Origin of the sequence: Vibrio sp. A2-1, from assembly GCF_021728355.1 — a bacterium.
Classification (GTDB): domain Bacteria; phylum Pseudomonadota; class Gammaproteobacteria; order Enterobacterales; family Vibrionaceae; genus Vibrio; species Vibrio splendidus_K.
Window position 1 is genome coordinate 238,413 of the sequence record NZ_JAKKCO010000001.1, and the last position, 24,294, is coordinate 262,706.

The window sequence follows — 24,294 nt, forward strand, 5'->3', positions numbered from 1 at the left end:
CGGTAGGGCTTTTGCTTACGGCTTAAATAATAACGTTTCCTTAAAACTGCTGTCTTGGCTCATGCTCGAAGACAACAGTGCTTAAGCTTGCTTGTAAGTACGTGTGATAGAGCCGCGTACTTATTTTTATGGTCTATCGTTTAAAACCTAAAACCTAAAACCTAAGACCTAAGATGAGCTACAGGTCGACCAAAATTGTCTTAGTCGTAATCCCACCTTGGTCATCGATTATCTTCAGGGTCACCTCGTGCTTTCCGTATGAAGGGAAGATAGAAGTGAATGTGCGACCTCGTTTCACCTTTCCGTTTGGAAGTGTCCACTCGGTATCAACAATACGACCATCGCTATCTGAACTTGTTGACCACATGGTTACCCAACGACCTAAGTGAATGTACTTTGCACTCGCTTCTGGAAGGGCGTTTGGAGATTCAACACTCACTACGGAGCTGAATGAATCGGTAGCACCTTTGTCGTCAACAACAGTCAAGCTCACCGTGTATTCACCGGCTTGTTCGTAAGACCAAGTTGGTGCCACTTCGTTACTTGTTGTGCCGTTGCCAAAGTCCCATAGATAACTGGTGATCTCGCCATCTTGGTCAGAACTGAAGTTACGTGCAGACACGTTCAGGCCAGTAACATTAAGCTCAAAGTTCGCAGTAGGGGCGACGTTGTGTTGGCTTACTTTCGATAAGCGAACCACGCCGTATTCGTTGTTGTCACTCTGATTCACAATATCAACGGCTAAACCAAACTCCGTCAGGATACGTCCTGAATCAGGCGCTTGAGGAGACGTGTAGTCTTGGTCGTCAGAGAAGCTAGCGTTACCAAGCAAACTGGTATCTTCAAGTACATCATTGTCGCTGTTCACAAGACGCATTGGGGTATGATCTTTGAGTGAGAATGCAGCGTCACGCACTTGGAATCGAGTTTGAGCGACTTCTCCGGAATTCGCCCACACCATGGCATTTTGGTCAGCATCCACAACACCTAACCAACCTTCGCCAGGGTGCTTACCTACCCAGTTGTCGGTGAGGGATTCATCTACGTACCAAATAATGAGACCCGGTTCGAATGAAATGATCTGGCCCATGCGTTTGATGTTCGCAAGACCTTCATCAACATCCGTATGGCTGCGCCATTGCAGCAAATAATAGTGTTGTGCTTGGTGGAAACCATTACTCAGCTTGTAGCCATTTAGGGCAAAGGTAGAGTTGCTTTCACCATCGTCTATTTCGGTCACTTCACCATCAACGACCACACTGAGGTTATCCAGATAGAAGCCTTCCATCGCCAAGCCACCATCGGTGATGTACTCAAATGACAGTTCTATTTCTTGGCCTACCCATTGTGAAGCGTCAAACTCAGCGTCAATCCACCCGCCAGATTCGCCGCCAATAGCAGGAACGAGGCCAGTATTGTATGGGTCATCCATTGAGGTGATGTTGCCAGCTATTGCTTGTCCATTCACAAGCACGCGAGCGAAGTCGTAGTCTTTCTCAATTTCATACCACGTTTTGAACGAAAGCAATGCAGAATCACCGGCTGGAATCACCAACTTGCGTGTCATGCTGTTTTTCAGGTCATCGCCTTTTTGAGAGTGGAATGAATACTCTCCCTCAAAGGGTTTCAGACTTTCAATTTGCTTTTCAGGAAGATCGACCTTAATCATGTTCGGACGGCTGTTATCCGTTGTTTGGAACAGTGTATAAACTTGTGGGTTGTCTTCTAGGTCATCAATCGAGATTTGATCATCGTTAACCCAGCGACCACCAATCGATTTTTGTAGGAAGTGCTTTGCCCAAGAGCTGAATGCCGTTGGTTGTGTGCCACCAATTTTGCCAGCCCAGCTGCCTGAAGACATGATTGACCAGTAAGAAACCGGTTCACCTTTGCCTGTGTATTGCGTGTCGTACTCGTCTGGTAAGCCTAAATCATGGCCATATTCGTGAGCACAGACACCGGCTGCGGCATCAATCGGTTGAATGGTGTAATCAAAGGCCGCGTATTGGCCACCAAAGCGATCGGGAAGAGAGCTAGAGGTACCTTCAAGCACATGTGTGCGACCAAGGTTGAATCGGTGAGACCAGATAGCATCAGGGCCTAATACGCCACCACCGGCTTCTTCGCCAACAGATGCGTGGAATACCATTAAGTGATCAATTACACCATCGGGTTCACGGAAGTTTCCGTCACCATCGTAATCGTAACGATCTTCAATATCGTAATCGGCTAGGTTGATGCTAGGATCTTGAGCCAGTTGATTCAACGCTTCGCGAACTAGTTCTTGTGCGTTGAGATCGTTGTCGGTCGTCGGGGAGTTACCACCATAGAAAGACGCAGGCTTAGAGGCGCGATACCAACCAGCAGCTTGACCTGCAACGCTGTAACTGTCACCCGATTCGCTTTGGTAATACTGACGCATCGAGATTAGGTTTTCGCCGTTTGGCCCTGTGTAGCCAGAGTTTGAAAACAGCAACTCTTGATAATGTTCTGGGTTGTAGCTCTCGTAGAGCATTTGGGTGTGCTCTTCGGTCAGCTTGTTGTCATCCCAGTTCAAGTCAGGGAAATCCACCAATAGAGCCAGTACTTTATCGGTACGCTTGGTGCCCACCTCTAAAGCAAAGACACTCGCTTTTTTAACACCGGATCCTTTTTCGATGGCTTTGAGTATTTTCGCTCGTTGCTCAAGTGCTTTTTTACCGAATTGAGCGTCGCCTTTAAAACCGGAATTGATCTTATTTTTTAAGTAACGGTCAAGTGCGTTGTGTTTTTCCACATCGGTTGCATCTTGGTCTACTAAGCCTTGTCTAACTAGCATTTCAATGAGTTTATCTTCATTGACAACGCCTAAATCAATAGGTGTTTTTGCATAACTACTGACGCTAAATAGAGTAAGCATTGCTGAAGCCAACAATGTTTTTCTCATCATTTTCATTGTATTTCCTTTTTATATTTCCATGTCGATATCAGTATCAACTGCCTTATTCGAATCAGTTGTCCGAGTCTGGCCTAATACACTCTTGTGGTGTCTTATTTAACTGACGTGTGTGTGCTGTATGTTTCGTACTTTCTATCTCTTTTATACTTTCTATCTCTTTTATACTTTCTATTTCTTTTGTATTGGTTGTCTCTTTTCTATTTTTTGAATCAAACGGAGTGCTCTTTACTTTTTTGGCGTTTAGATAGATACGCAAAGCTTCTTGATTGCCCTCATAGGTTAAGCCAGGGCAGATAACGCCTCGTTCAATCAATGACTTCAGCAATAGTTCGTCGTTCTCAATAGTGGAAGCCTGTGACAGTGAGGAAAAAATGAGAACCATTAAAGCCATTGTTTTGTGTGACATTCTTATATCAAGCCATCAGTTTTGATTATGTAACAAAATATATTTATAAAATTAACCAATCAAATGAATAATCATTACAAATCATTATTCGTTCCGGTTTCAACATTAAGAGTTAATATCAAATAAGGATGGTTATTTATTTTATTGTCAGCTATTTAATGCGTTTTGTTGAATGAATAGCTGATAGTTTGGTTTTTTAATAACATTGGTTGGTAAGTGTTTATTATCTTGAGACCGCTTTATACAAGGTGTGGGGTGATAAATAATAAGATACGTGTTTTATTATCTGTGTTTAAAAATTGCATTTAATAATTGAGTGTTTAGTAAATACACATACTGAAATTATTTTCACTCTAAATATCAATAATTGGGGTGTTGAGAATAATTTTCAGTGTTTCAAGGGCGTGAAATTTAACAATAGCGGAGGTGATAGGAGCACCAAGTCGTAAAAAAGAGCCCGTACTTGAGCTCTTTTCCTTTTATTCTCGTTGGCGATTTACTTATGACTGAGAGACATCACGATAAAAATAACGTTCACAAGTACGTGGATTCATGCGCTTAATGACGTTTGATATTAAGGCGATAACTAGCACTGAGAATACTAACCTTCCCCAAAATATGGTGTAAAAATCAGCCCCAATTAACATGATCAAAAGTGTATCTTCAATCAAACTGTGGAGTAGATTGAGCAGCATGATTGCAGTGAATACATCCCTCGCCGAGATATGTCCCTTTTTAGCTTCATTGATCAATAAGCCGCCGCCAAACGAAAGACCAAGCGTGATTCCAATAATGGTTAGGTTAGTCGCGTCCTTGCTGATTCCGAGTAGTATCAAGAATGGTCTTAACAATATTGCCATGAGCTTTTCAACGCCTAGAATTTTTAAAATCTTGAGTAGCAGTAATAGTGCTGAAATCACCATGAAGATGACGGCAAAGCTCTTTAGCTGCTCAATAGCCCATCCAAGATAGCTCGTGTCTCCAGATACTTCAGGCTGCCAAAGCACGGTTGCTGGGTAGTTGAGCAAATCCCCGTATTGATAACCGAGATTGAGTAACCATGCCAGCACCAAGCTACCACCGACTCTCACTGATAGGGTAGCCAGCCAACTCACACCCGCCTTTTTAGCTATTGCACCCTCAATCGGTAATGAATGCGCTAGTAGCATCATGCTGCCTAAAACCGAGGCTTGAGCAACCGTTAAGGGAGCATCGGAATTAATAAGAATAATCAGCCCCGCATAGATGTTAGTGAGTATGGTTGTTGCCCATACCAAGCCCATTTCTTTCGGTAATCCGACGCTTTCCATTATTGGGCTTAGCCATTCGCTAAGAATTACGACGCCGCCAAGTTCTTCAACGACCTTTATCACGATGATGATTGGAATCATGATTCGGAAAAGAGTCGAGGTGACATCGAAAATCTCTCTGAGGAGTTCTTTAAAAAATTGATAGATTGATTTCATAGTTACGACCATGGTTCGATTGTTTGGAATGAGAAGATCTTACCTTGATTGTTGTGATGGTTATTTCAAAATCCACATCAATATTCGACTCGAATTTTTTATTTGTCGTAGTATTCGAAATTATTGGCCACGAAATTAGAGCTTTGAGAAATTATGGAAATTGATCGTATAGATAGGAATATTCTCGTTGAACTGCAGAAGAACAACCGAATCCCCAACCTCACATTGGCTGAGATGGTTGGGTTATCGCCTCCGGCTTGCTTAAAGCGAGTGAAACGATTGAGAGAGGAAGGCGTGATTGTGAGTGATGTGTCTATCATCAACCCAGAACTTACAGGCAGTAAGATGACTTTGGTTGTGTCCGTAGAAATGGAACGAGACCGAGGGGATATTTATCAGATCTTTCGCCATTCTATTTCTAAGGCGTCAGAGGTCACGCAGTGCTATCAGATATCGGGCAGTTTTGACTTCATGTTGATTGTCACGGTCAAAGACATTCAAGCCTACGAAGATTTTGTTGAACGAGTACTGCGCAAAGATTTAAACATTCGCAAGTTCCATACCTCTGTTTCTATGAGAACCGTGAAATTTACCACTGCAGTTAACTTAGATGAGTCATGACCGCTAATTTGAGAAGAGAAGAGAAAAGACGTGAAGCTTTGAGCTTTGTGAGGTGTCAGGCGTATTTTTGTATAAATAGCAGGCATTTACATAAAATGTGACGTTCACATTTTGTCATAACTTTAATAATTGTATATATTCCTCGCCTAAAACAATAATTAACAAAAGTTAATATAAATGACTGTCAGTTCATCTTCTCAATCTCGTGAAACGCTTCTAAGCGAAAACGAACAACTTGTCTCGACTACCGACCTTAAAGGTGTGATTACTTACAGTAATGATGCTTTTTGTCGCATCGCAGAATACAGCCAACAAGAATTGCTAGGGCAACACCACAATATCGTGAGGCATAATGATATGCCGAAAGCGGCTTTTGCCGATATGTGGGTTAACCTAAAGCAGGGTAAAGCGTGGCGCGGTATCGTAAAAAATAAAACCCAATCTGGTGGTTACTACTGGGTTGATGCTTACGTTACCCCTATTTATGATGGCGGGAAGGTGAGTGGCTACCAATCGGTTCGTGTTAAGCCTAAAAACGAATGGGTACAAGTCGCGGATAAGGCTTACCAAAGCTTATTGAAGGCTGAGAAGTCGGGTCGTCAATGGTCGTTACAGATCAGTGACAGTGTTCGTTACGCAGTGTTACTCGGTTCTTTAGCTGCCCCTTTGATTTCAAACCTAATCGAAGTAGGGCAAGTATCGCAATGGTTATTGAGCTTACTTCCTGTTTCCGCATTAGCATTGCTTTTCCGACAAGAGCTCATTGATACTCCATTGCAGTTAAAAAAGCTGCAATCTAAATTCGATAGTGTCAGTCGCCTTGTCTATTCAGGCAATAGTCAGTTCTCTATTGCCGATTTCCATCTGAAGTTGCTGTCTGCTCGAATCAGAACAGTGTTAGGCCGTATGACAGACTCAGCCAAGCCACTGCAGGATTTGGCGGACAACCTGAATGCCACGTCATTTGAAGTATCAGAAGCCTTAGACCAACAAACAAAAGACATCCTTCAAGTACGAGAGGCGACTGAAGAAGTTGAAGTAACCGCGAATGAAGTGTCATCTCGTACCGAAGAAGCGCATCAAATTGTCGACGTTACTCTGCAAACCTGTGCGGGTGCGAAAGAGAGTATTAATCAAACACACCGTAACCTCGAAAGCTTGGCTTCACAGGCTGAAAAGGCGACTCAAACGACTTACCAATTGAGCGACCAAGCGCAAAGTGTCAGCAAGATAATGGAAGAGATTGGTGGAATCGCCGAACAGACCAACTTATTGGCACTAAACGCAGCAATTGAAGCGGCTAGAGCGGGCGAGCAAGGGCGAGGCTTTGCGGTGGTTGCCGACGAAGTACGTGCACTATCGGGTCGCACGTCAAAGGCGACGGTTCAGATCAAAGAGAGTATCGACACCATGCTAGCGACGATTGAAGGCTGGCAAAAGGATATTCTGGCGAACCGAGAGCAAACGGACGCGTGTGGGGATGTGGCGAAGGTGAGTGCAGAGCGCTTGTCTGAAGTCGAAACCTTAATGCAATCGATGAACGATTTGATGCAGTCGGTTGAAAGCTCCGCGCATAAACAGCGTCAGCTATCGAGTGATGTAAACCTGCATATGCAGTCTATCGCGTCGACCGCCGAGCAAAACTTAGTGGCAACGCATTCCGTGAAAGATCACTCCACTGAGCTAAAAGAGCAAGTGAATGAGTTCTATCACTTGGCGAAGCGCTTCGAAGAGAAATAACCGTTAAAGACAAGCTGAATGAGAGATAAGAGAAAGCCTTGCGAAATTTGCAGGGCTTTTTTATAAGTTAGTATTATCGGTTTGTAAATCTTTGAAACAAAAATAGAACACCGTTCAATTACCGTTGAGTTACACTTCTAACATCCTAATCAAATTTTGAGTTACCGAGATGCGCCCCCTTATTTTTACCGTTTTTTGTTTCAGTCTTATGAGTTTCCCAAGCTTAGCTTCAAAGGGTTCTCACTATCTCTATACGGGATATCAGAATACACGAGTCAGTGACGATGGCTTTCAAGATTACTTTGAAGGTTCTTACAATAACTCAGGCAGTAAGCAACTTTACGGCGGCTATTTCGGGGGGAATTATGCTGTAACGGATTCTCTGTTTGTTGGTTTCGACTCTTCGAAGACCACACGATCTTCAACGACTTTGTCCGATATGTCTATTCAATTGGGTTGGTACCAGTCGATCACTCAACAGGTTGAACTGTACGCTTCTGTAGGCGTTAACTGGGTGAAACCTAAGAGACGCTCTTCGTGCCGAAATGATAGCATTCTTGACCCATGTAACAGGGAAACCAGTAAAAACTACGATGAAGGGTTTATCGGTGAAGTAGGCTCTGTGGTTTCGATTAACGAACGTTGGTCGCTACAACCGTTTTACAGTTATACAGATACCTATGAACATGGTTTAAATAGCTTGGGGGTTGTTAGTTCGGTTAAGATTATCTCATGGCTTGCCGTTGATGCAGGTTATGACTACACCTATAGCAAAAACCTAAAGCAAAACACCGTTAGAGTCGGTGCGCGGTTTAGCTTCTAGTCTTTAGTCTCTAACAGACAACAGATACAAAAAAGCCCCGCATTTTTATACGGGGCTTTCAGTATGCATCAACCCATTTAAGGGTGAGGCAATTTAATCAAGACTAAGCAAGAATCTCTTTCGCTGTGTTTACTACGTTTTCAGTAGTGAAACCAAACATCTTGAATAGCTCGCCTGCTGGTGCAGATTCGCCGAACGTTGTCATGCCGATGATCTTGCCACCGAAGCCAACGTACTTGTACCAGAAGTCAGCGATGCCAGCTTCTACTGCGATACGTGCTGTTACGTCAGCTGGAAGCACAGACTCACGGTATTCAGCGTCTTGCTTATCGAAAGCGTCAGTTGCAGGCATAGATACTACGCGCACCGCTTTACCTTCAGCTGTTAGTTCAGCAGCAGCGCTAACCGCTAGCTCAACTTCAGAACCCGTTGCAATGATGATTAGCTCTGGCTTGCCAGCACAATCTTTCAGGATGTAACCACCCTTAGCGATGTTTGCTACTTGCTCAGCGTCACGATCTTGTTGTGCTAGGTTTTGACGAGAGAAGATAAGTGCAGAAGGACCATCTTTACGCTCGATTGCCAGTTTCCAAGCAACAGCAGACTCAACTTGGTCACATGGGCGCCATGTGCTCATGTTTGGAGTCAGACGTAGAGATGCGATCTGCTCAACCGGTTGGTGAGTAGGACCATCTTCGCCTAGGCCGATAGAATCGTGCGTGTAAACTTGGATGTTCTGAGTCTTCATCAGAGCAGCCATACGCATTGCGTTACGTGCGTATTCCATGAACATTAGGAACGTTGCGCCGTATGGTACGAAACCACCGTGCAGAGCGATACCGTTCATGATAGCCGTCATACCGAATTCACGTACACCGTAGTGGATGTAGTTACCAGAGAAGTCATTTGCTTCAAGAGACTTAGAACCAGACCACATAGTCAGGTTAGAAGGCGCAAGGTCAGCAGAGCCGCCCATGAATTCAGGTAGCATAGCACCGAAAGCTTCTAGTGCATTTTGAGATGCTTTACGTGATGCGATGTTTGCTGGGTTAGCTTGAAGATCAGCGATGATTGCCGATGCTTTCTCTTCCCATTCAGCAGGAAGATCACCGTTTACGCGGCGTTTGAATTCAGCTGCCAGCTCAGGGTATGCTGCTTCATAAGCTGCAAGTTTCTCGTTCCACGCTGCTTCCTTAGCTGCGCCTGCTTCTTTCGCATCCCACTCTGAGTAAACTTCCGACGGAATTTCAAAAGGACCGTGCTCCCAACCTAGTTGCTTACGAGTTGCTGCGATTTCATCAGCGCCTAATGGTGCACCGTGACAGTCGTGCGTACCTGCTTTGTTTGGAGAACCAAAGCCGATTACAGTTTTAGTACAGATTAGAGTAGGACGAGGATCCGCTTTAGCTGCTTCGATAGCTGCGTTGATAGCGTCAGCATCGTGACCATCAACTGCTGGGATTACGTGCCAGCCGTAAGCTTCAAAACGCTTAGGCGTATCGTCAGAGAACCAACCTTCAACTTCGCCATCGATAGAGATGCCGTTGTCATCCCAGAAAGCAACCAGCTTACCAAGACCTAGCGTACCTGCTAGAGAACATGCTTCGTGAGAAATACCTTCCATCAGACAGCCATCACCCATGAATGCATAAGTGTAGTGGTCTACGATGTCGTGGCCTTCTTTGTTGAACTGTGCTGCTAGCGCTTTCTCAGCCATCGCCATACCAACAGCGTTAGTGATGCCTTGACCTAGAGGACCAGTCGTTGTTTCTATACCTGGTGCGTAGCCGTACTCTGGGTGACCTGGAGTCTTAGAGTGCAGTTGACGGAAGTTCTTAAGGTCTTCAATTGAAAGCTCGTAACCTGCTAGGTGAAGCAGAGAGTAAATCAGCATAGAGCCGTGGCCGTTAGACAGGATAAAACGGTCACGGTCAGCCCACTCTGGGTTTGACGGGTTGTGGTTTAGGTGAGAGCGCCAAAGTACTTCAGCGATGTCAGCCATGCCCATAGGTGCGCCAGGGTGACCAGAGTTTGCTTGTTGTACGCCGTCCATGCTTAGAGCACGGATCGCGTTAGCTAGATGTTTGCGGTTCATAATTGCTTCCAAAATTGATTCGAAATTAAAAATTCGTGGATAGATGTAAAAGAGGAACGAAATTCGTTCCTCTTATTTATTCAGTAGTGATTACAGCTTAGCTGCGATCATGTCTTCTAGTTTGCCTTGGTCAACGGCGAAGTTGCGGATGCCTTCAGCTAGCTTCTCTACAGCCATTGGGTCTTGGTTGTGATCCCATAGGAACTCAGCGTGAGTCATTGCAGCAGGACGCTCTTTAGTACCGTTAGAGTCGATTAGCTTCTCTACTACTTCGCCTTCAGCTGCTTCTAGGTCAGCTAGAAGTTGAGGAGCGATAGTTAGACGGTCACAGCCAGCAAGTTCAAGGATCTCGCCGATGTTACGGAAGCTTGCGCCCATAACAACAGTCTTGTAACCGTGCTCTTTGTAGTAGTTGTAGATGTCTGAAACAGAGATTACGCCTGGATCTTCTGAAGCTTCGAAATCGCGACCTTCTTTCGCTTTGTACCAGTCCATGATGCGACCAACGAAAGGAGAGATTAGGAATACACCCGCTTCAGCACAAGCGCGAGCTTGAGCGAAAGAGAATAGAAGCGTTAGGTTACAGTTGATGCCTTCTTTCTCTAGGATTTCAGCAGCACGGATGCCTTCCCAAGTAGAAGCCAGCTTGATAAGAATGCGGTCGTTAGTGATGCCAGCGTCGTTGTACATTTTGATAAGTTGACGAGCTTTAGCAACGCTGCCTTCCATGTCGTAAGAAAGACGAGCATCTACTTCAGTAGAGATACGGCCAGGTACAACGTTAAGGATTTCTTTACCGATGCTCACGTTAAGCATGTCACAAGTGTCTTGAACTTGTTGTGCTTTATCAGCGCTTTGCGCTTTAGCGTATTCGATAGAAGCATCGATTAGAGGTGCGTACTCAGCAATTTGAGCGGCTTTAAGAATTAGAGATGGGTTAGTTGTTGCATCTTCCGGAGTGTACTTGCTGATAGCTTCGATATCGCCAGTGTCAGCTACAACAGTTGTTAGTTTACGAAGTTGCTCTAATTTATTGCTCATTTTGATCATCCTATGTATCGCAGAACACCCCTTTAATGGGAGAGGTGTGGGCATTTGCAAGCGAACTAATGAAGTTCCTCATGGTTGTACCAGTGAGCCTAACTTACATTAATTTAAATTTTTCTCCGAACGAACATTTGCACAGAACATTTGTTCGCTCGATGAGTAAATGATGTAGCCATATTTATCCGATCTAGCCCCAAAGTCAACGGTAAATAGTGCTGTATGGTGACTTCAGTCAAATATATTTCGCTCTAGTAATCATGGGGTATGCAAGCAAACGTTTAACGAACAAAGTGAGGTGAATTAATCAACAACAAAACTATGGTTATGATGCTGAGCAAATGTTCCTTGTTGTTACATATGTTCAGAGTGTAAGCTTGTGTATCACTTACTGAGCTCTCCTATATTAGGAAGTACAGCAGGTAAAATAATTGTTAAATATTGGTTGAGTGGTATATGAGTAAGAATATCCAAGATGTTTCCGAAGAAAACACTGATCTCCTCACTGAAGTAGCCGTTGCTTACTATCAAGATGGCGCTACACAAGAAGAGATCTCTAAAAAGTTCTCTATCTCTCGTGCAAAGGTTGGTCGAATGCTCAAGCAAGCCCGCGATGAAGGGATTGTCGAGATCACCGTGAAATACCACCCCGTCTTTAGTGCGAAGATCGAGCAACGTTTGATCGAACGATTTGGTGTAAAGCGTGCTCTTGTGGCACTAGACCAACCGAATGAAGAGAAGCAGCGATTACAGGTTGCTGGTTTAGTGTCTAACTATCTTACCAGTACACTGAAAAACGGCATGGTGGTGACAGTAGGCCAAGGTCGAAACGTATCGTCAGTTGCTCACCACACTGGAGTCATTACACCACGTGACTGTAAATTCGTATGTGGTATCGGCGGCATTCACCCAAGAGGCGGTATGTTCAACGCTGACCATATATGCAGACAGCTAGCTAAGAAGTACGGCGGATCATCTGAAACCTTGTACGCGCCTGCTTATGCTGAAAACAAAGCACAAAAATCCGCGTTCATGGAAAACAGTACTGTTAAGCAAACACTCGATCTAGCTCGTAAAGCGGATGTCGCATTAGTGGGTATCGGTGATATGAGTGAAAACAGCTATATGGTCGACTTAGGCTGGTTTACCGCGGGTGAGGTAGTACAGTCTCGTTTACTACAAGGTGTCGTCGGTGACTTTGCGGGTTATGACTTTTTCGACGTACACGGCAAAGCAGCAAACACAGTAATGAGTGATCGAGTCATCGGCTTAGGTTTGGAAGAGTTTCGTCCTATCGCTGAAGTAATCGCCATTGCTGCCGAGAACAGTAAGCCATTAGCTCTGTTAGGTGCGTTAAGAACTGGCGTGGTTGACGTGATTGCGACCAGTGTAAGTAATGCATTAACGGTACTTAACTTGGATGAGCAGATGAAGCATGTTGAATTGATTGATAAAAACTAAAGAGAAGACAAAGGAGATATACTTTATTGTCCTATCCCTTGTTGTTCTTACGAAAATGAGCTTCATTCGTTACTAAAACGGGAATCTATCTAGGTTCCCGTTTTGCATTTCTGTTTATAATTTAGATGTAAAACACTGATAAAATTAACTTTATTATAGTCAGGGTGACCTCTAACCTATTGAAATACTCTGTTCTAAATTGAGCTTGAATAAGTCGATAAAGGAACGGGTCTTTTTTGATAAAGAATTGGCAGACGGGTAGAGCATAGTTAAGCTCAATTTTGGGAAAACAACATCGGGTAATACATGTACTAGGCTCGAATCGTCAACCGAACGTGTCAGGTATATATCAGGTAGAAAAGCAATACCGCGGTGTTGTAAGGCTAACTTGAGTAAGAGGTTTAGGTCATCAGATTTTAAGTGTATTTTAATGGACTTATCAAGAAAGTCTGCACTGTATCTATTGGATAAAATACGATGGAGTTTCAGGTCATTTAACGTATCACAGAATGGGTGAGATTCTAGGTATTTTTTGGTCGCTACGAGCCGAGAACCGTACTGCAGTACGTTAAACTGAATATAACTATCATCAATGACTTCAACAACATTAGGTAGTATTTGTAGATCAAAACCATATCGTTTTAAATCTACACTGTCTTGGTGATTTTCAATTTCTATTTGTACGTTGGGAAATTGTGCTGAGTAGTCATCAATAGTTGAATTAAAGATGCTTGAGCTCATCAAAGCCGAAGGAATCGCAAGACGTAAAAGACCATTAAAATCTCTCTGGCTCTCCTGTAAAGCTTCTACTCCTTGTTCGATATGATAAACCTGCTTAGCCACCAATTCGTAAAAATGTCTCCCAGATTCTGTCAATTCAATATTGCGTGTCGTGCGAATAAGCAACTCTGAACCCAACGAAAATTCTAAAGCTTTTAGGCGACGACTGACCTTGGAACGCTGCATATCGTTTGCTTTAGCTGCAGCACTTATTCCGCCATGAAGTACGACTTGTGAAAAAAGTCGGATATCGTCAAAATTTGCTTTCATTGTCCTATTTTTAGCTCAAATGGGGGCTTTTTATGAGCATACCAGAATGACCTTGTTATGACTATAATTGCACAAAATCTATAGGCTTAGGATAAATCATGCAGCAAAAGCAAGTATTTCAACGCGTCATGAAAATTTTGGGTAGCGTGTTTATTGTCTCGTTTGTGTATTTAATTGTCGCTGATCGTCGAGCTCCTTTTACGACAGAGGGACGTGTTTATGGTCAAGTTGTGCAAGTCGCGCCTGAAGTGACTAGCAGGGTCACAGAAGTCCTCGTCAAAAACAACGAAGCGGTAGAAAAGGACGATATCTTGTTTGTTCTTGACCCTGGTAAATATGTTATAGCACTAGAGCAAGCTGAACTCGCATTGAAAGCAGCTCAAGAGCAGGAAAGATCTCTATACGCTCAAAAGAAGATGGCGATGGCCAGTATCTCCAGAGCTGAAGCAGGCTACGAAAACGCGCGTGCAGATTACCAACGAGTTGCTGAGCTTGCTAAGAGCCAAGCCGTATCAAAATCGAATTTGGATAATGTGTTCAAGCAGTATCAAGTGGCAAGTTCAGTTCTTGAAATTGAGCAACATCATCTTGGTACTTTAGTTGCGCGCTTAGGAGAGCCGGGTATACCAACAACAGATGTCTTGTTAGCTGAAAACCGTGTAAGACAAGCAAAGCTTGATTTGACTAATACGACGGTACGTTCACAAAGTGCGGGGGTAGTGACTAACTTGCGTTTAGAAGTTGGCGCAATGGCGAACGCGAATATGCCGCTGATTACTTTAATCTCTGACGGTTCTATGTGGGTCGCTGCAGACTTCAGAGAAAAGTCAGTCGCTCACGTACAAGAACGTTATCGAGCGCTGGTTACGTTTGATGCTCATCCCGGGAAGATCTTTGACTACAGCGTAGCGAGTCGAGACTTAGGTGTCGCTTCTGGACACCAAAATCCAAATGGTACATTGACTCAGATTGAAGGGAACAACCGTTGGGTACGAGATGCACAGCGCACTCGAATTAACCTACAAAGCGATGATGCACTGCCAAGCCCGTTATTCGTAGGTTCGCGCGCAACGCTTGCTTTATATTCAAACGACAACCGTTTTTGGCGATTCGTAGCAAAAACGCGTATCCGTTTGATTAGTTGGTTTCATTTCATCTATTAGGCGGTTGCGATGAAGACATTTCGAATATGGTTTGGTTGTTCTTTTGGTCTGGCTGTTAGTATGGCCATGGGTTGGGAGCTGGGTTTCTTGGCAATTTTGCTGCCTCTTTTTGTCCTTAGTATCAGCGATAGCTTGAACTTGCCATTGTTACTGATCATTTTCGTCAGTGCTATTTGGTCAATCATTCAGGCCAATGTGTTGTGGGGAGTCTTAGGTAGCTATCCCCTTATTTTACTGACTGCTGTGGCCGTGATGTTCTTGTTTAAATGTATCGCCATGACAAAAAAGCAGACCTTTGTCGTCGGTTATATGGGCTTAATTGTTGTCTCTATATTACTGCATCTAAGTAGCTATGACTTTATCGATGTCGAGCAGATCTCTATTACCATTGGGGTTTATTGCTTATTGAATATTGTTATCTGTTCAATAGCGTATTGGCTCTTTCCTGATCCGATTTGTGAGGAGCAATATCAGCAACGGCAAGAGGTACATCAACAACAGCAAGATCAACCCGCTGATAATCTGAAAGGTGAGGTAGAACTCCCTATTCAGTATGACGTCACGCAAATTATGGTGATTTGGGTTGTCGTGATGCTATCTTTTATTGTTTTCCAAGTCGTCGATCTGTATGACTCATCAGCGGCTTACGCATCAATATTGGTGATTTTAGCTCCTTTAACTTGTGCTGGCGCGGTCGATATGGCCAAAGTGAGAGTGATTGGCACTGCCGCAGGATGTGCTGCAGGCTTAGTGGTGCAGTTAACATTAGGGCAATGGTACGCAAATGCATTTTTATACTGGCTTTTATTCACGGTTGCGATGGGACCATTTTGTTATTGGCACACACAAGGCAAGCTCAAGTCGGCATTAGCATCTTCTGCGATGGCTTCATTAACGGTGCCGTTGACAACCGTGCTTGTTCCCGGTGAACAAGATGCCTTTTTCTCGATTTTATATCGATTTAGCTCTATTTTTATCGCTGTAGTGATCAGCGCTCTATTTATCTTATTGATGCAGAAAATACTCGAGTATAAGGTGGTAAATCGTGCTGTATAAGCCGCCTGAAAGAGACACAGCATTGATGACACCAAAACCTGCGTTGTTCATTATCGTAATATTCGTGTTGTTGGTATCGGGTTGCGCCTATACACCTGAACGTAACGTCTTATTAAATTCCGAGCAGTTAAACCCCTTAGACACGCCGGGTTTGAGGTTTTGGGATGAGTCCGTCATCTCGACTGATAATTACGACTTTAGTCACGCTATAGAATCTCTTGTTGAACACAGTAACAAGTCCGGGCAGGCAAACCATCTTGCGCTGTCAGGGGGTGGGTTTAATGGGGCTTTCTCCGCGGGCGTTTTGAACGCATGGAGTGAAAGTGGAACTCGACCCGAATTTGATGTTGTTACAGGTGTATCAACGGGTGCGATTGTGTCGATATTTGCATTTTTAGGCAGTGAATACGATCAAAAACTGAAGGGTTACTATACGCGAACGACAGCCGATGAAATGTTTAAACGTAACTCAATTTTTCAGTTACCTTTTCGAAATTCAATGGTGGATGTTAGTGGTTTTGAATTCAAAGTCCGTGATGCTGTCGACGCTATAATGGTCAATCAACTTGCTGTTGAGAGAAGCAAAGGGCGGATATTACTTATCGCGACAACAAGCTTAGACAATGAAAAAATGGCGATTTGGGACGTTGGAAAAATTGCCCAGATCGGAACGCCTCAAGCCCAACAGCTGATACAAGATATCATTATTGCGAGCAGTGCCGTTCCTGGGCTATTCCCTGCCACTCGAATTACATTGCCATATCGAGGGGGAATGGTCGACGAATTGCATGTGGATGGAGGTGTTTCAAGGCAAGTCTTTCTTATTCCACAGGGTTTCCAAAAAACCTTTGTTCCCAAAAATATAGAAAAGAACATTTACGTTATACGTAATGGTTTTCTTAAACCTGAGTTTGAAGAGATAGAGAATGGCTTAACATCAGTTTCTTATCGTGCGTTATCAATATTGATTCGTCGTCAAAGTATCGGTGATATAGAGCATATTTATAACTACAGTGAGCGTAACCAAATTGGTTTTAATCTTGCCTATATCGATGATGATTTTTCGAAGGATGATCTAAGTTCATTCAGTTTAGAGTATGTGCAGAAATTGTATGACTATGGGTATCAAAAAACGCTAGATAGTGACTTGTGGCGTAGAAACTTACCGGATCCAGGTTGAGTTATATTTGAATACCTCCATGCTTTTGAGGGGGCATGGCAGTAAATTCACTTTCTTGGTTCATTAGACTCTGAGGTCGCAATAGCCAGGGGTAGAAATAGTGGTGCTATTGGTTAACTTGCGGTTTATGCCAGTTCGACTTCCTTGACTGAGGCTGGAGATAAAAATTCGTACAACTCACCGTAAGGAATAGGACGAGAGAAGTAATAGCCTTGCATTAAGTCACATCCACATGCCTTTAGAATCGCGAAGTGCTCGTTCGATTCTACGCCTTCAGCCAATACCACCATGCCGAAATTCTTACCTATCGCGATGATGTTTTGAACCATGGTAAGAGACTGTTGATCGACTGCAATGTTCTCAATAAAGCTCTTATCGATTTTAAGCTCATCGATAGGGAGTGCTTTCAACATGCTTAGTGATGAATAGCCTGTACCGAAGTCATCTAAAGATATTTTAATATTCTTTTCGTGTAAGGCCTCGAAAATAGGTTTTACTATGTCTACGTCTTCAATGAACAGGCTTTCAGTGATCTCTAATGTTAGACAACTTGCAGAGAGCTGATACTTCTCCAGCGTTGTAAATAAATGCTCAGAGAAAGATCGGTGAGAAAACTGTCGAACAGATATGTTGATCGAAAGTCCGATCTTTTGTTCCGTCGTTCGGTGCAAATGAGCGATCTGCATAATGCTGGACTCAATAATAAAAGTGCCGAGCTTTTGCATTAAGCCAGTGTTTTCAGCCACCGGTATAAAGACATCTGGCGGAACGAAACCCAGCTCGTCATCAATCCAGCGAACGAGTGCTTCTACACCGTGAATACTTTCATCAGCACGGACCAGTGGTTGGAAAACCATGAACAGAGTTTGTTTTTCGATCGCGATACGTAGCCTCTGTTCTACTTTCATTTTGTAGAGGTGAGCGTCTTGCATTTCTGTTGTAAAAATACTGTACGAGTTTTGCTGCTGCTTCGCTTTGTACATCGAAATGTCGGCAGAGCGTAACAGGCTATCTAAATCTTTTCCGTGTTCAGGAAAACGTGCTACGCCAATGCTGCAACCTAACAAGAACTGCGCGCTTTCGACTTCATAAGGTTGAGACAGCACTTCAATAATCCGCTTGGCGAGTCGTTTAATTTCAACTTCATTCGATAAAGGCGTTAAGAATAAAAACTCATCACTGGATTCGCGCACTAAAAGGCTGACTCGAGAGCGGAATCTCATCAAACGTAAAGCGATTTGCTTGAGCACCTTGTCACCGAAGTCGTGTCCGTGGGTATCGTTGACGCACTTGAAGTTATCGATATCGATAAACAATAGTGAGAACGACTCTGACTCATCTTCAATCCATTTACCAATGTTTCTACGCATGTATAAACGGTTGGGTAGAGAGGTTAACGGGTCATGATTCGCTTGGTAGATGAGTTGGCTTCGAGTGCGTTGTTCGTTTTTGGCAATCGATTTTACTAAAAAGTAGAAACCAAATTGAAGAAAAATAAAGGCAACAAAAAGAATGCCAAACTCTTTTACGAATATGACATCGACGTGCGATAGGTCTGTACGGCCGACCACCCAAAGCTTGTAGTCTGGAATGTATTTAGCGCTAACGAGCGAGTGGTATGTGTCGTCACTGATACTGAAAGAGTACGTGTCTTTACCGGTTTTTGCTTCTTTGACACTGACATTTACTTGTTCTAAAAAATTTTTGGTAATGCGTTTCATCAGGTCGTTAGCAACAGGTTTCAAATAGGCGTCAAGAGATTCGATGTCGCTAGAAAAGAACTGACGATAGTTGTCTGTTCTAAGCAAGGTTAGCGTGTTGTAGCTACCTGCGTGTGCGTTGCTTTCAAATACGATCGTACTGTCCAAACGCAAACCCGCAGTCATGACTGCATCGACGTGCTTGCCATCGATTGAAATCGACTTTCTTAGCGGAATTACTAGGCTGTTAAGTGAGTCCTGGAAATAGGTACGTCCCAACACCATTTTTTCGCTAGACATGGCCTCGAGAAATGAATCTCTGGTGTATGAGTCGTTAAGCAAATTATGCTGATCGGATAGCTGTAGGTTCGAGCTAATTGCAAGGTAATCACCTTCAGGATTAAGTAACCCAAATGCGGCTATCGCGGGGTGAGTATCAAGTAGCTTATCTAATATTGGTCGAATCTGGATAGAAGCCGTGCGAGTAAAGTCAGATTGTTGGGCTAACTGGTGCCCAACAACTTCAAGTAGTGCTTCTTGGCTGGTCATCAGCGAGCTAACAGAGCTAGAAAAAAGTTCTACCTGAATGTGCTGTTGCTCCGTGAAATCGTCTCTGTTTGCTTGCCACTTGCTTATGCCCAACACAGCGAAAAGTATCAGGGTAAGAAGTACGATCAGAACATACAGCGACCAGATATTTTTCTTAAATAGAGCCATGAGATGCCTTTTGTTAATTACTACTTAAACAGAGAGCAAGTGACAAACTAGTGGATTGTCAGCGTGATTCATGTAACGAAGGATACAAATATCAATAATGAAAGTATTAATGATTAAATAGTGTAACGACTACGAGCAGAGATTCTTGAGCGAAATATTAGTATTCAGAATTTTGATGACAAATAACCCATGGTTAATCACAGTTTATAGTTAGCAAACAGTCGTCGTTTATAGCAGTAACGCTAATCGAGCTCTGGCTTTAAGCGGAGGTAGCCGTTAGCTACAGAGTAAAAAGCTTACTCCATGAGGTTTTATTCTCACTGTGAATAAGCTTCTTATGCGCACGTAGTATGTTCTAGCAGTAAGATTAACAGTGGTACTAAGTGAAGTTTAATTACTTTTCAGTTATGGCGATAGGTAGCTTCTCGTTAGCGCCCCACTCAGTCCATGAGCCATCGTAAACGCCCATTTCACCTGTATAGCCAGCGAGTTTCGCGGCCAATAATATGATGCAGGCTGTTACTCCAGAGCCACAGCTAAAGAACATAGGTTGAGAAGGGGCGATCTCTATGGTGGAAAATATCTCAATTAACTCTTGTTGAGTTCTTAATTTGCCATCATTTAATACCGGAGCGAACGGTAAGCAAACTGAGTTTGGGATGTGGCCACTGCGTAAACCTTCACGTGGTTCAGGAACTTCTGAATCGAAGCGAGCTTGAGAACGCGCATCGACAATGTTTGCGCTCTTGTTAGTTGAGTAACTTTCAATCTGATGAGCACTTACAAAATAGTTGTCTTGAATATTGCCTTCAAAGTTGCCCGTTTTCACTTCGGTTCGATAGTCAGTCTCTGTCGCGTAACCGGCTTCGATCCACGCTGGTAAACCACCATCTAAGATGTATACGTTGTTGTGTCCCATTGCCATAAACATCCACCACGCACGGGGCGAAGCGAAGGTTCCGGCGTTATCGTAAACCACGATCGTACTGTCTTGATTGATGCCAATTTCTTGTGCACGTATGTTGAAGTGTTTTTCTGTCGGGAACATGTGAGGAAGCAGAGTGTGCTTATTACAAAAGTCTTTGTCGTAATCAAAACGAATCGCGCCAGGAATCATTTGTCCTTTGATCTTTTCTGACTCACTTGGAATCTGAAATTCGATACTGGCGTCGAGGAGGATGATGTTGTCTTTTTCTAGCAAACGTTGTTGAAGTTGTTCTGGTGAGATGAGTGGCTGATTCATTATTGTTATATCCATTCTTGTTGTTATAGCGATTCTTATTGTTAGAGAGATTACTGCTGTTTTAGCGAATACCGTGTTAGAGAGATTACTGTTGCTTTTGCGAATACAGTTGTTGCGTCGATTACTACTGTGCAGCTCGACAGTGGATGAACTGATAACTGCTTTGTCCGGTTATTTGATTGTTTAATGTATCAAGCGCGACCACAGAATCAATAGGGCAGTCTGTGGTTGGAGTAATAGAGACGCGAAATACGTCATTATCTTTTGTCTGAACCGTAAGATAACGCCTGTGTCCATCTAAGGACTGAGTGAGCGTGTTCGAAATTACTTTGGCTTGAATGCGTTGTCCCGTCTCAGATGTTAGCGGGAAATAGGTAAGGGCCAATAGTGCCCCCACACCACACATCAATATAAATAGACCTATTTTAAACTGTTTCATGAGAGTAAGTCTTTGAAGGTTATATTGAAAAATATAAGTGAGATTGGCGGAAAAGTGAATGCTACTAGCTAAGAAAACTGAATTAACCGCTCTTCGGCGAAAACAAAAAAGTGAACATTTCTGCTCACTTTCTACCTACAAAGAATCAATTTTGAATCTGTTTCGTCATAGACCTCGCTGACGACAAGTTACCTGCTGTTAAACGACTTACCTGCTGTTAACGACTTACTGCCAGACAATCTGAGAATTGCCGCTAGAAACCACTTGTTGTAATGGAGGTTGACCATCGTAGAACCAAATCTCTATCAAGAGTGCTTCATGGTTTACCGGTGCTGCAAAGTTCGAGGCGAGCACACCATTGTCTAATGGGCCTGCAATGACTTTACTGGAGTAATCCGGCTTCAAGGTTGAATCATCTCTTGTACTAAATCGGCTATAAACGGTCACAAAAGAACGGTCTGTCGAAATGCTGCTGATGTCGATGTCGAGATCAAATTGTTCAACAGAGCTGTAGTCAAACCCGTCAGGTACCACCAAATCACTCATCGTATAGCTTTGCGCAGCTACCGCACTTGTCGCGGGAAACGGCGAAGGCGTTGCTGTTACCGGAGTCGAAGGGGTTGCAGGTGTCGAGGGTGTAGATGGCGATGGAGTAGATGCACTTCCGCCTCCACCGCCGCCGCCCCCACAACCGGCTAGTACTAATGGAGCTGCAGCTAAAATAACGGCTAGTGACTTCTTCATGTTCCAAGTGCTTTGTACAGACATACGTTTTTCCTCAGAGAGATTGCGACTTGAATCAACGCAATGATTGTCTCGATATTGTTTAGTGTGAATAGTCATAACGTCTCTCCTTATGGTTCGTAACGTTGGTTGTCTGCAGGTGATTGGTACCATGTTTGGTTCGTGTCACCGCCGGATTCTGAGAATTCTTTAAACTCTGGGTAAGCGGTCACAATATCGACGTACTCTAGAGGCCACTCCCATTCTTCATCCGAAGTCACTATTAGCGCCCAAGGGTGGTTTTCTAATGTTTTGAAGTATTTACCTGTTGATGGATTACTGTCATCGACGCCTAATCCAGACTCAAAGAGGTTAGTAGTATCAAAGGCCTCGGTTGGCGCTTGGTCTGGCAAGTGAACCTCCCAGCTGCGCCCTGGATGTAGAGGTAGGTTTTCACCGTGATAATACCCAGGCGTTGCAAAAATGAACGGGTCGTAAGGCATATCGGTCCAACTGCCAGTACTCACACCGTCACCGGCTAAAGTAATACCAATTTGGAATGAGAACTGCTCATCCTCTTTACATCCATTACTGGTGCGGTAGAAGGTACAGCCAGTGCTGATTTTTTCTGTCAGGTCATTGGCGATTACAAATATTGCTTCGCTACGTCCATCTTCTAAGTCGAGGTCAGTGAATACACCGTTGTGTTTCATGTAAGAGTTACCACTACTTACTAAGCTCGGGTCTAAGTTAGGAAGTCGAACAGCAAAACCATTTCTGTACGATGCCCCGACAGCAGCTAACCGTCCGTCGATAGTGGATTTAACTACTTTTCCATCTTTAAGGATCTCGGTAATACGATACATAAGAACAGCATCGTTCATGTCGTAATCTGCTTTGTATGGCCAGTTATCTTCGTACGCGAGCGTTGCGTAGCCAGAAGCACTTGGGAAGTAACGAGCGGTGGCACCATCGTTAAGGACATCGACTTGAATATCGACCACCTCACCAGAGGTTGAACCGCCAAAGTAACTTAGGTTGGTTTGTTGGCTGAATCTAAATCTAGCCCACGTAGTACCGGTAAGCGCGTTGATATCAACATTAAGGAACAGATCGTTTTCACCAGCATCGAGCGCGTAATCTGTAAACACCTGTTCGTTGGCACCATCGAAGCTGCCATCTTGGTTCCAGTCGATCCAAGCTGAAAGGTAACCGGTTGTTGAAGCTTCAATCACAACTTTTGAATCAAATCCGGCTTCAAGTGCGGTTACAAAACCGATACCTCCGTTTGCCCATTCATCATCCACTCCAACGGTTTCGTCTGATTGTGGTGTGACATAACCATCCAAATCCGCATCTGGAGGTGTTGTACCTAACCATGTGATGCCATCAAGTTCATGTCGAGGGCCATTACTTGCTAAAAGAGTCAGGTAGCTATCTGGCGCGTCACCGAAGTCGATATTTGAATCCTCATCAACAACTGGGGCATTAGCACAGCGAGCACCATCGTTTTGGCCAGAAGCTGGGCCATTCGATACAAACTCAACGGCAGGAACAATCCCAGCTGCGATGTTGGCCGCGTTGTCTGGAGATAAGTTGATACGGTATATTTTACCGTCTTGATTTCGAGATACGTAGTAGTAGCCGTTTACATCGAAATAACCTGCGCCGAATGTGCCAGTTTCTCCAGTATCACCGATGTAGGTTTCTGCACCAGTTGTAGGGTTGAAGCTGTACAAACCACCAGAGTTATTGTCGATACCATATAAAGAGCCATCACTTGGGTGGAAGGCAAAATCAGTCAATCTTACAGTTGCTGGGCTTCCTGCGATTTTGTTGACCGTAACAGTTGCATTAGGATCTGAATCGAGAGGGGATAGATCAACAGTGAACAGCCCCTTACCGGTGCGGTAGAGGTAGTAAACATGGTCGTAGACATCGCCTACATAGAAGGTATGGTCGGTTGGTAAGCCGCTAGCGTTAATTACTTCGGCTTGGAAATCCTGGCCAAGGCGCACTAAGCGTTTGTTGGTTGTGTCATAGCCATAGATATATCTGTCTTGAAAGTCGAAACCGACACCATTGATGTTAGCGCTCATTCCCGTGTCGTCTTCCAGCAGAGTTGTTGAGCCGGTCACTAGGTTAACCCCCCAAACTTGCACTGGGGTCGATTGAAAGAGGTAAGCCTTACTAGGGCATGTATCGAAGGGCGCTGCGTTGGCGACCAATGGCGCGCTTAATAGCAAACTTAACGTTGTAATTCTCATATCTACATCCTTGTGATGGAAGGTATAGGTACTTTTACAAGTTACGTGCCATTTTTAACTTGTTGATTTTTAATGTTTATATTTTAATGTTTTGAGTTTTTTATTGTATTCTCAAAATGAGAACTCAAATGAAACTAATCTCTCATAAAGTCTTTCAAATTG

The 24,294-nt window shown here is 43.8% G+C and carries 18 protein-coding genes; 7 read left to right on the forward strand and 11 right to left on the reverse strand.

Annotation, left to right across the window (positions count from 1 at the left end; all coding sequences use genetic code 11):
* Nucleotides 1–178: 178 nt before the first annotated feature.
* The 3 genes from L3V33_RS01075 to L3V33_RS01085 all read right to left on the reverse strand — a co-directional run bounded on the left by L3V33_RS01075 (nt 179) and on the right by L3V33_RS01085 (nt 4,810).
* Nucleotides 179–2,935 carry an immune inhibitor A domain-containing protein gene (locus L3V33_RS01075; protein WP_237288764.1) on the reverse strand — a complete coding sequence of 919 codons (2,757 nt, stop codon included), beginning with the start codon at nt 2,933–2,935 and terminating at the stop codon, nt 179–181.
* 55 nt (nt 2,936–2,990) lie between these two features.
* The gene (locus tag L3V33_RS01080) at nt 2,991–3,344 is read right to left on the reverse strand and encodes a hypothetical protein (RefSeq protein ID WP_237288765.1); all 354 of its coding nucleotides are present in this window, start codon (nt 3,342–3,344) and stop codon (nt 2,991–2,993) included.
* Nucleotides 3,345–3,844: 500 nt separating this feature from the next.
* Nucleotides 3,845–4,810 carry a hypothetical protein gene (locus L3V33_RS01085; RefSeq protein ID WP_171315853.1) on the reverse strand — a complete coding sequence of 322 codons (966 nt, stop codon included), beginning with the start codon at nt 4,808–4,810 and terminating at the stop codon, nt 3,845–3,847.
* A 153-nt stretch (nt 4,811–4,963) separates the two neighbouring features.
* Here L3V33_RS01085 and L3V33_RS01090 point away from each other — a divergent pair, with 153 nt between their 5' ends.
* From L3V33_RS01090 to L3V33_RS01100, 3 genes are all read left to right on the forward strand, one after another.
* Entirely contained in the window at nt 4,964–5,431 is a 468-nt protein-coding gene (locus L3V33_RS01090) for an Lrp/AsnC family transcriptional regulator (RefSeq protein WP_017086398.1), read from the forward strand.
* A 177-nt stretch (nt 5,432–5,608) separates the two neighbouring features.
* Entirely contained in the window at nt 5,609–7,171 is a 1,563-nt protein-coding gene (locus L3V33_RS01095) for a PAS domain-containing methyl-accepting chemotaxis protein (protein ID WP_237288766.1), read from the forward strand.
* A 208-nt stretch (nt 7,172–7,379) separates the two neighbouring features.
* Nucleotides 7,380–7,994: a hypothetical protein gene (locus tag L3V33_RS01100; protein ID WP_114635096.1), complete on the forward strand. Its 615-nt coding sequence runs from the start codon at nt 7,380–7,382 to the stop codon at nt 7,992–7,994.
* Between the two features lie 103 nt (nt 7,995–8,097).
* Here the strand turns inward: L3V33_RS01100 and tkt are convergent, their stop codons facing one another.
* Both tkt and tal read right to left on the reverse strand, forming a co-directional pair.
* Nucleotides 8,098–10,089 (reverse strand): transketolase, encoded by a 1,992-nt coding sequence (tkt, locus tag L3V33_RS01105; protein WP_065207112.1) that lies wholly within the window; start codon nt 10,087–10,089, stop codon nt 8,098–8,100.
* A 90-nt stretch (nt 10,090–10,179) separates the two neighbouring features.
* Nucleotides 10,180–11,130, reverse strand: coding sequence for a transaldolase (gene tal / locus L3V33_RS01110; RefSeq protein ID WP_108117053.1), 951 nt, complete (start codon nt 11,128–11,130; stop codon nt 10,180–10,182).
* 459 nt (nt 11,131–11,589) lie between these two features.
* Here tal and L3V33_RS01115 point away from each other — a divergent pair, with 459 nt between their 5' ends.
* Nucleotides 11,590–12,594 carry a sugar-binding transcriptional regulator gene (locus tag L3V33_RS01115; protein WP_237288767.1) on the forward strand — a complete coding sequence of 335 codons (1,005 nt, stop codon included), beginning with the start codon at nt 11,590–11,592 and terminating at the stop codon, nt 12,592–12,594.
* A 171-nt stretch (nt 12,595–12,765) separates the two neighbouring features.
* On the opposite strand, the gene L3V33_RS01120 is transcribed toward L3V33_RS01115, so the two are convergent.
* Complete coding sequence (locus tag L3V33_RS01120; RefSeq protein WP_054545651.1) at nt 12,766–13,644, reverse strand: LysR family transcriptional regulator; 879 nt, start codon at nt 13,642–13,644, stop codon at nt 12,766–12,768.
* Between the two features lie 98 nt (nt 13,645–13,742).
* On the opposite strand from L3V33_RS01120, the gene L3V33_RS01125 reads away from it, so the two are divergent.
* Genes L3V33_RS01125 through L3V33_RS01135 form a run of 3 tightly spaced genes read left to right on the forward strand, consistent with a single transcriptional unit; the run spans nt 13,743 to nt 17,043 of the window.
* Entirely contained in the window at nt 13,743–14,807 is a 1,065-nt protein-coding gene (locus tag L3V33_RS01125; RefSeq protein WP_237288768.1) for an HlyD family secretion protein, read from the forward strand.
* 9 nt (nt 14,808–14,816) lie between these two features.
* Entirely contained in the window at nt 14,817–15,863 is a 1,047-nt protein-coding gene (locus L3V33_RS01130; RefSeq protein WP_237288769.1) for a DUF2955 domain-containing protein, read from the forward strand.
* Nucleotides 15,853–17,043: a patatin-like phospholipase family protein gene (locus tag L3V33_RS01135; RefSeq protein ID WP_237288770.1), complete on the forward strand. Its 1,191-nt coding sequence runs from the start codon at nt 15,853–15,855 to the stop codon at nt 17,041–17,043. The genes L3V33_RS01130 and L3V33_RS01135 overlap by 11 nt, the downstream gene beginning before the upstream one ends.
* Before the next feature lie 125 nt (nt 17,044–17,168).
* On the opposite strand, the gene L3V33_RS01140 is transcribed toward L3V33_RS01135, so the two are convergent.
* The 5 genes from L3V33_RS01140 to L3V33_RS01160 form a co-directional block, all read right to left on the reverse strand.
* On the reverse strand, nt 17,169–19,460 hold the full coding sequence (locus L3V33_RS01140; RefSeq protein ID WP_237288771.1) for an EAL domain-containing protein: 2,292 nt from the start codon (nt 19,458–19,460) through the stop codon (nt 17,169–17,171).
* 394 nt (nt 19,461–19,854) lie between these two features.
* Nucleotides 19,855–20,703, reverse strand: coding sequence for a sulfurtransferase (locus L3V33_RS01145; RefSeq protein ID WP_237288772.1), 849 nt, complete (start codon nt 20,701–20,703; stop codon nt 19,855–19,857).
* Nucleotides 20,704–20,827: 124 nt separating this feature from the next.
* The gene (locus L3V33_RS01150) at nt 20,828–21,142 is read right to left on the reverse strand and encodes a hypothetical protein (protein ID WP_237288773.1); all 315 of its coding nucleotides are present in this window, start codon (nt 21,140–21,142) and stop codon (nt 20,828–20,830) included.
* Between the two features lie 225 nt (nt 21,143–21,367).
* Complete coding sequence (locus L3V33_RS01155) at nt 21,368–21,985, reverse strand: hypothetical protein (RefSeq protein WP_237288774.1); 618 nt, start codon at nt 21,983–21,985, stop codon at nt 21,368–21,370.
* A gap of 11 nt (nt 21,986–21,996) precedes the next feature.
* Nucleotides 21,997–24,132 (reverse strand): LruC domain-containing protein, encoded by a 2,136-nt coding sequence (locus L3V33_RS01160; protein WP_237288775.1) that lies wholly within the window; start codon nt 24,130–24,132, stop codon nt 21,997–21,999.
* Between the last annotated feature and the right edge of the window lie 162 nt (nt 24,133–24,294).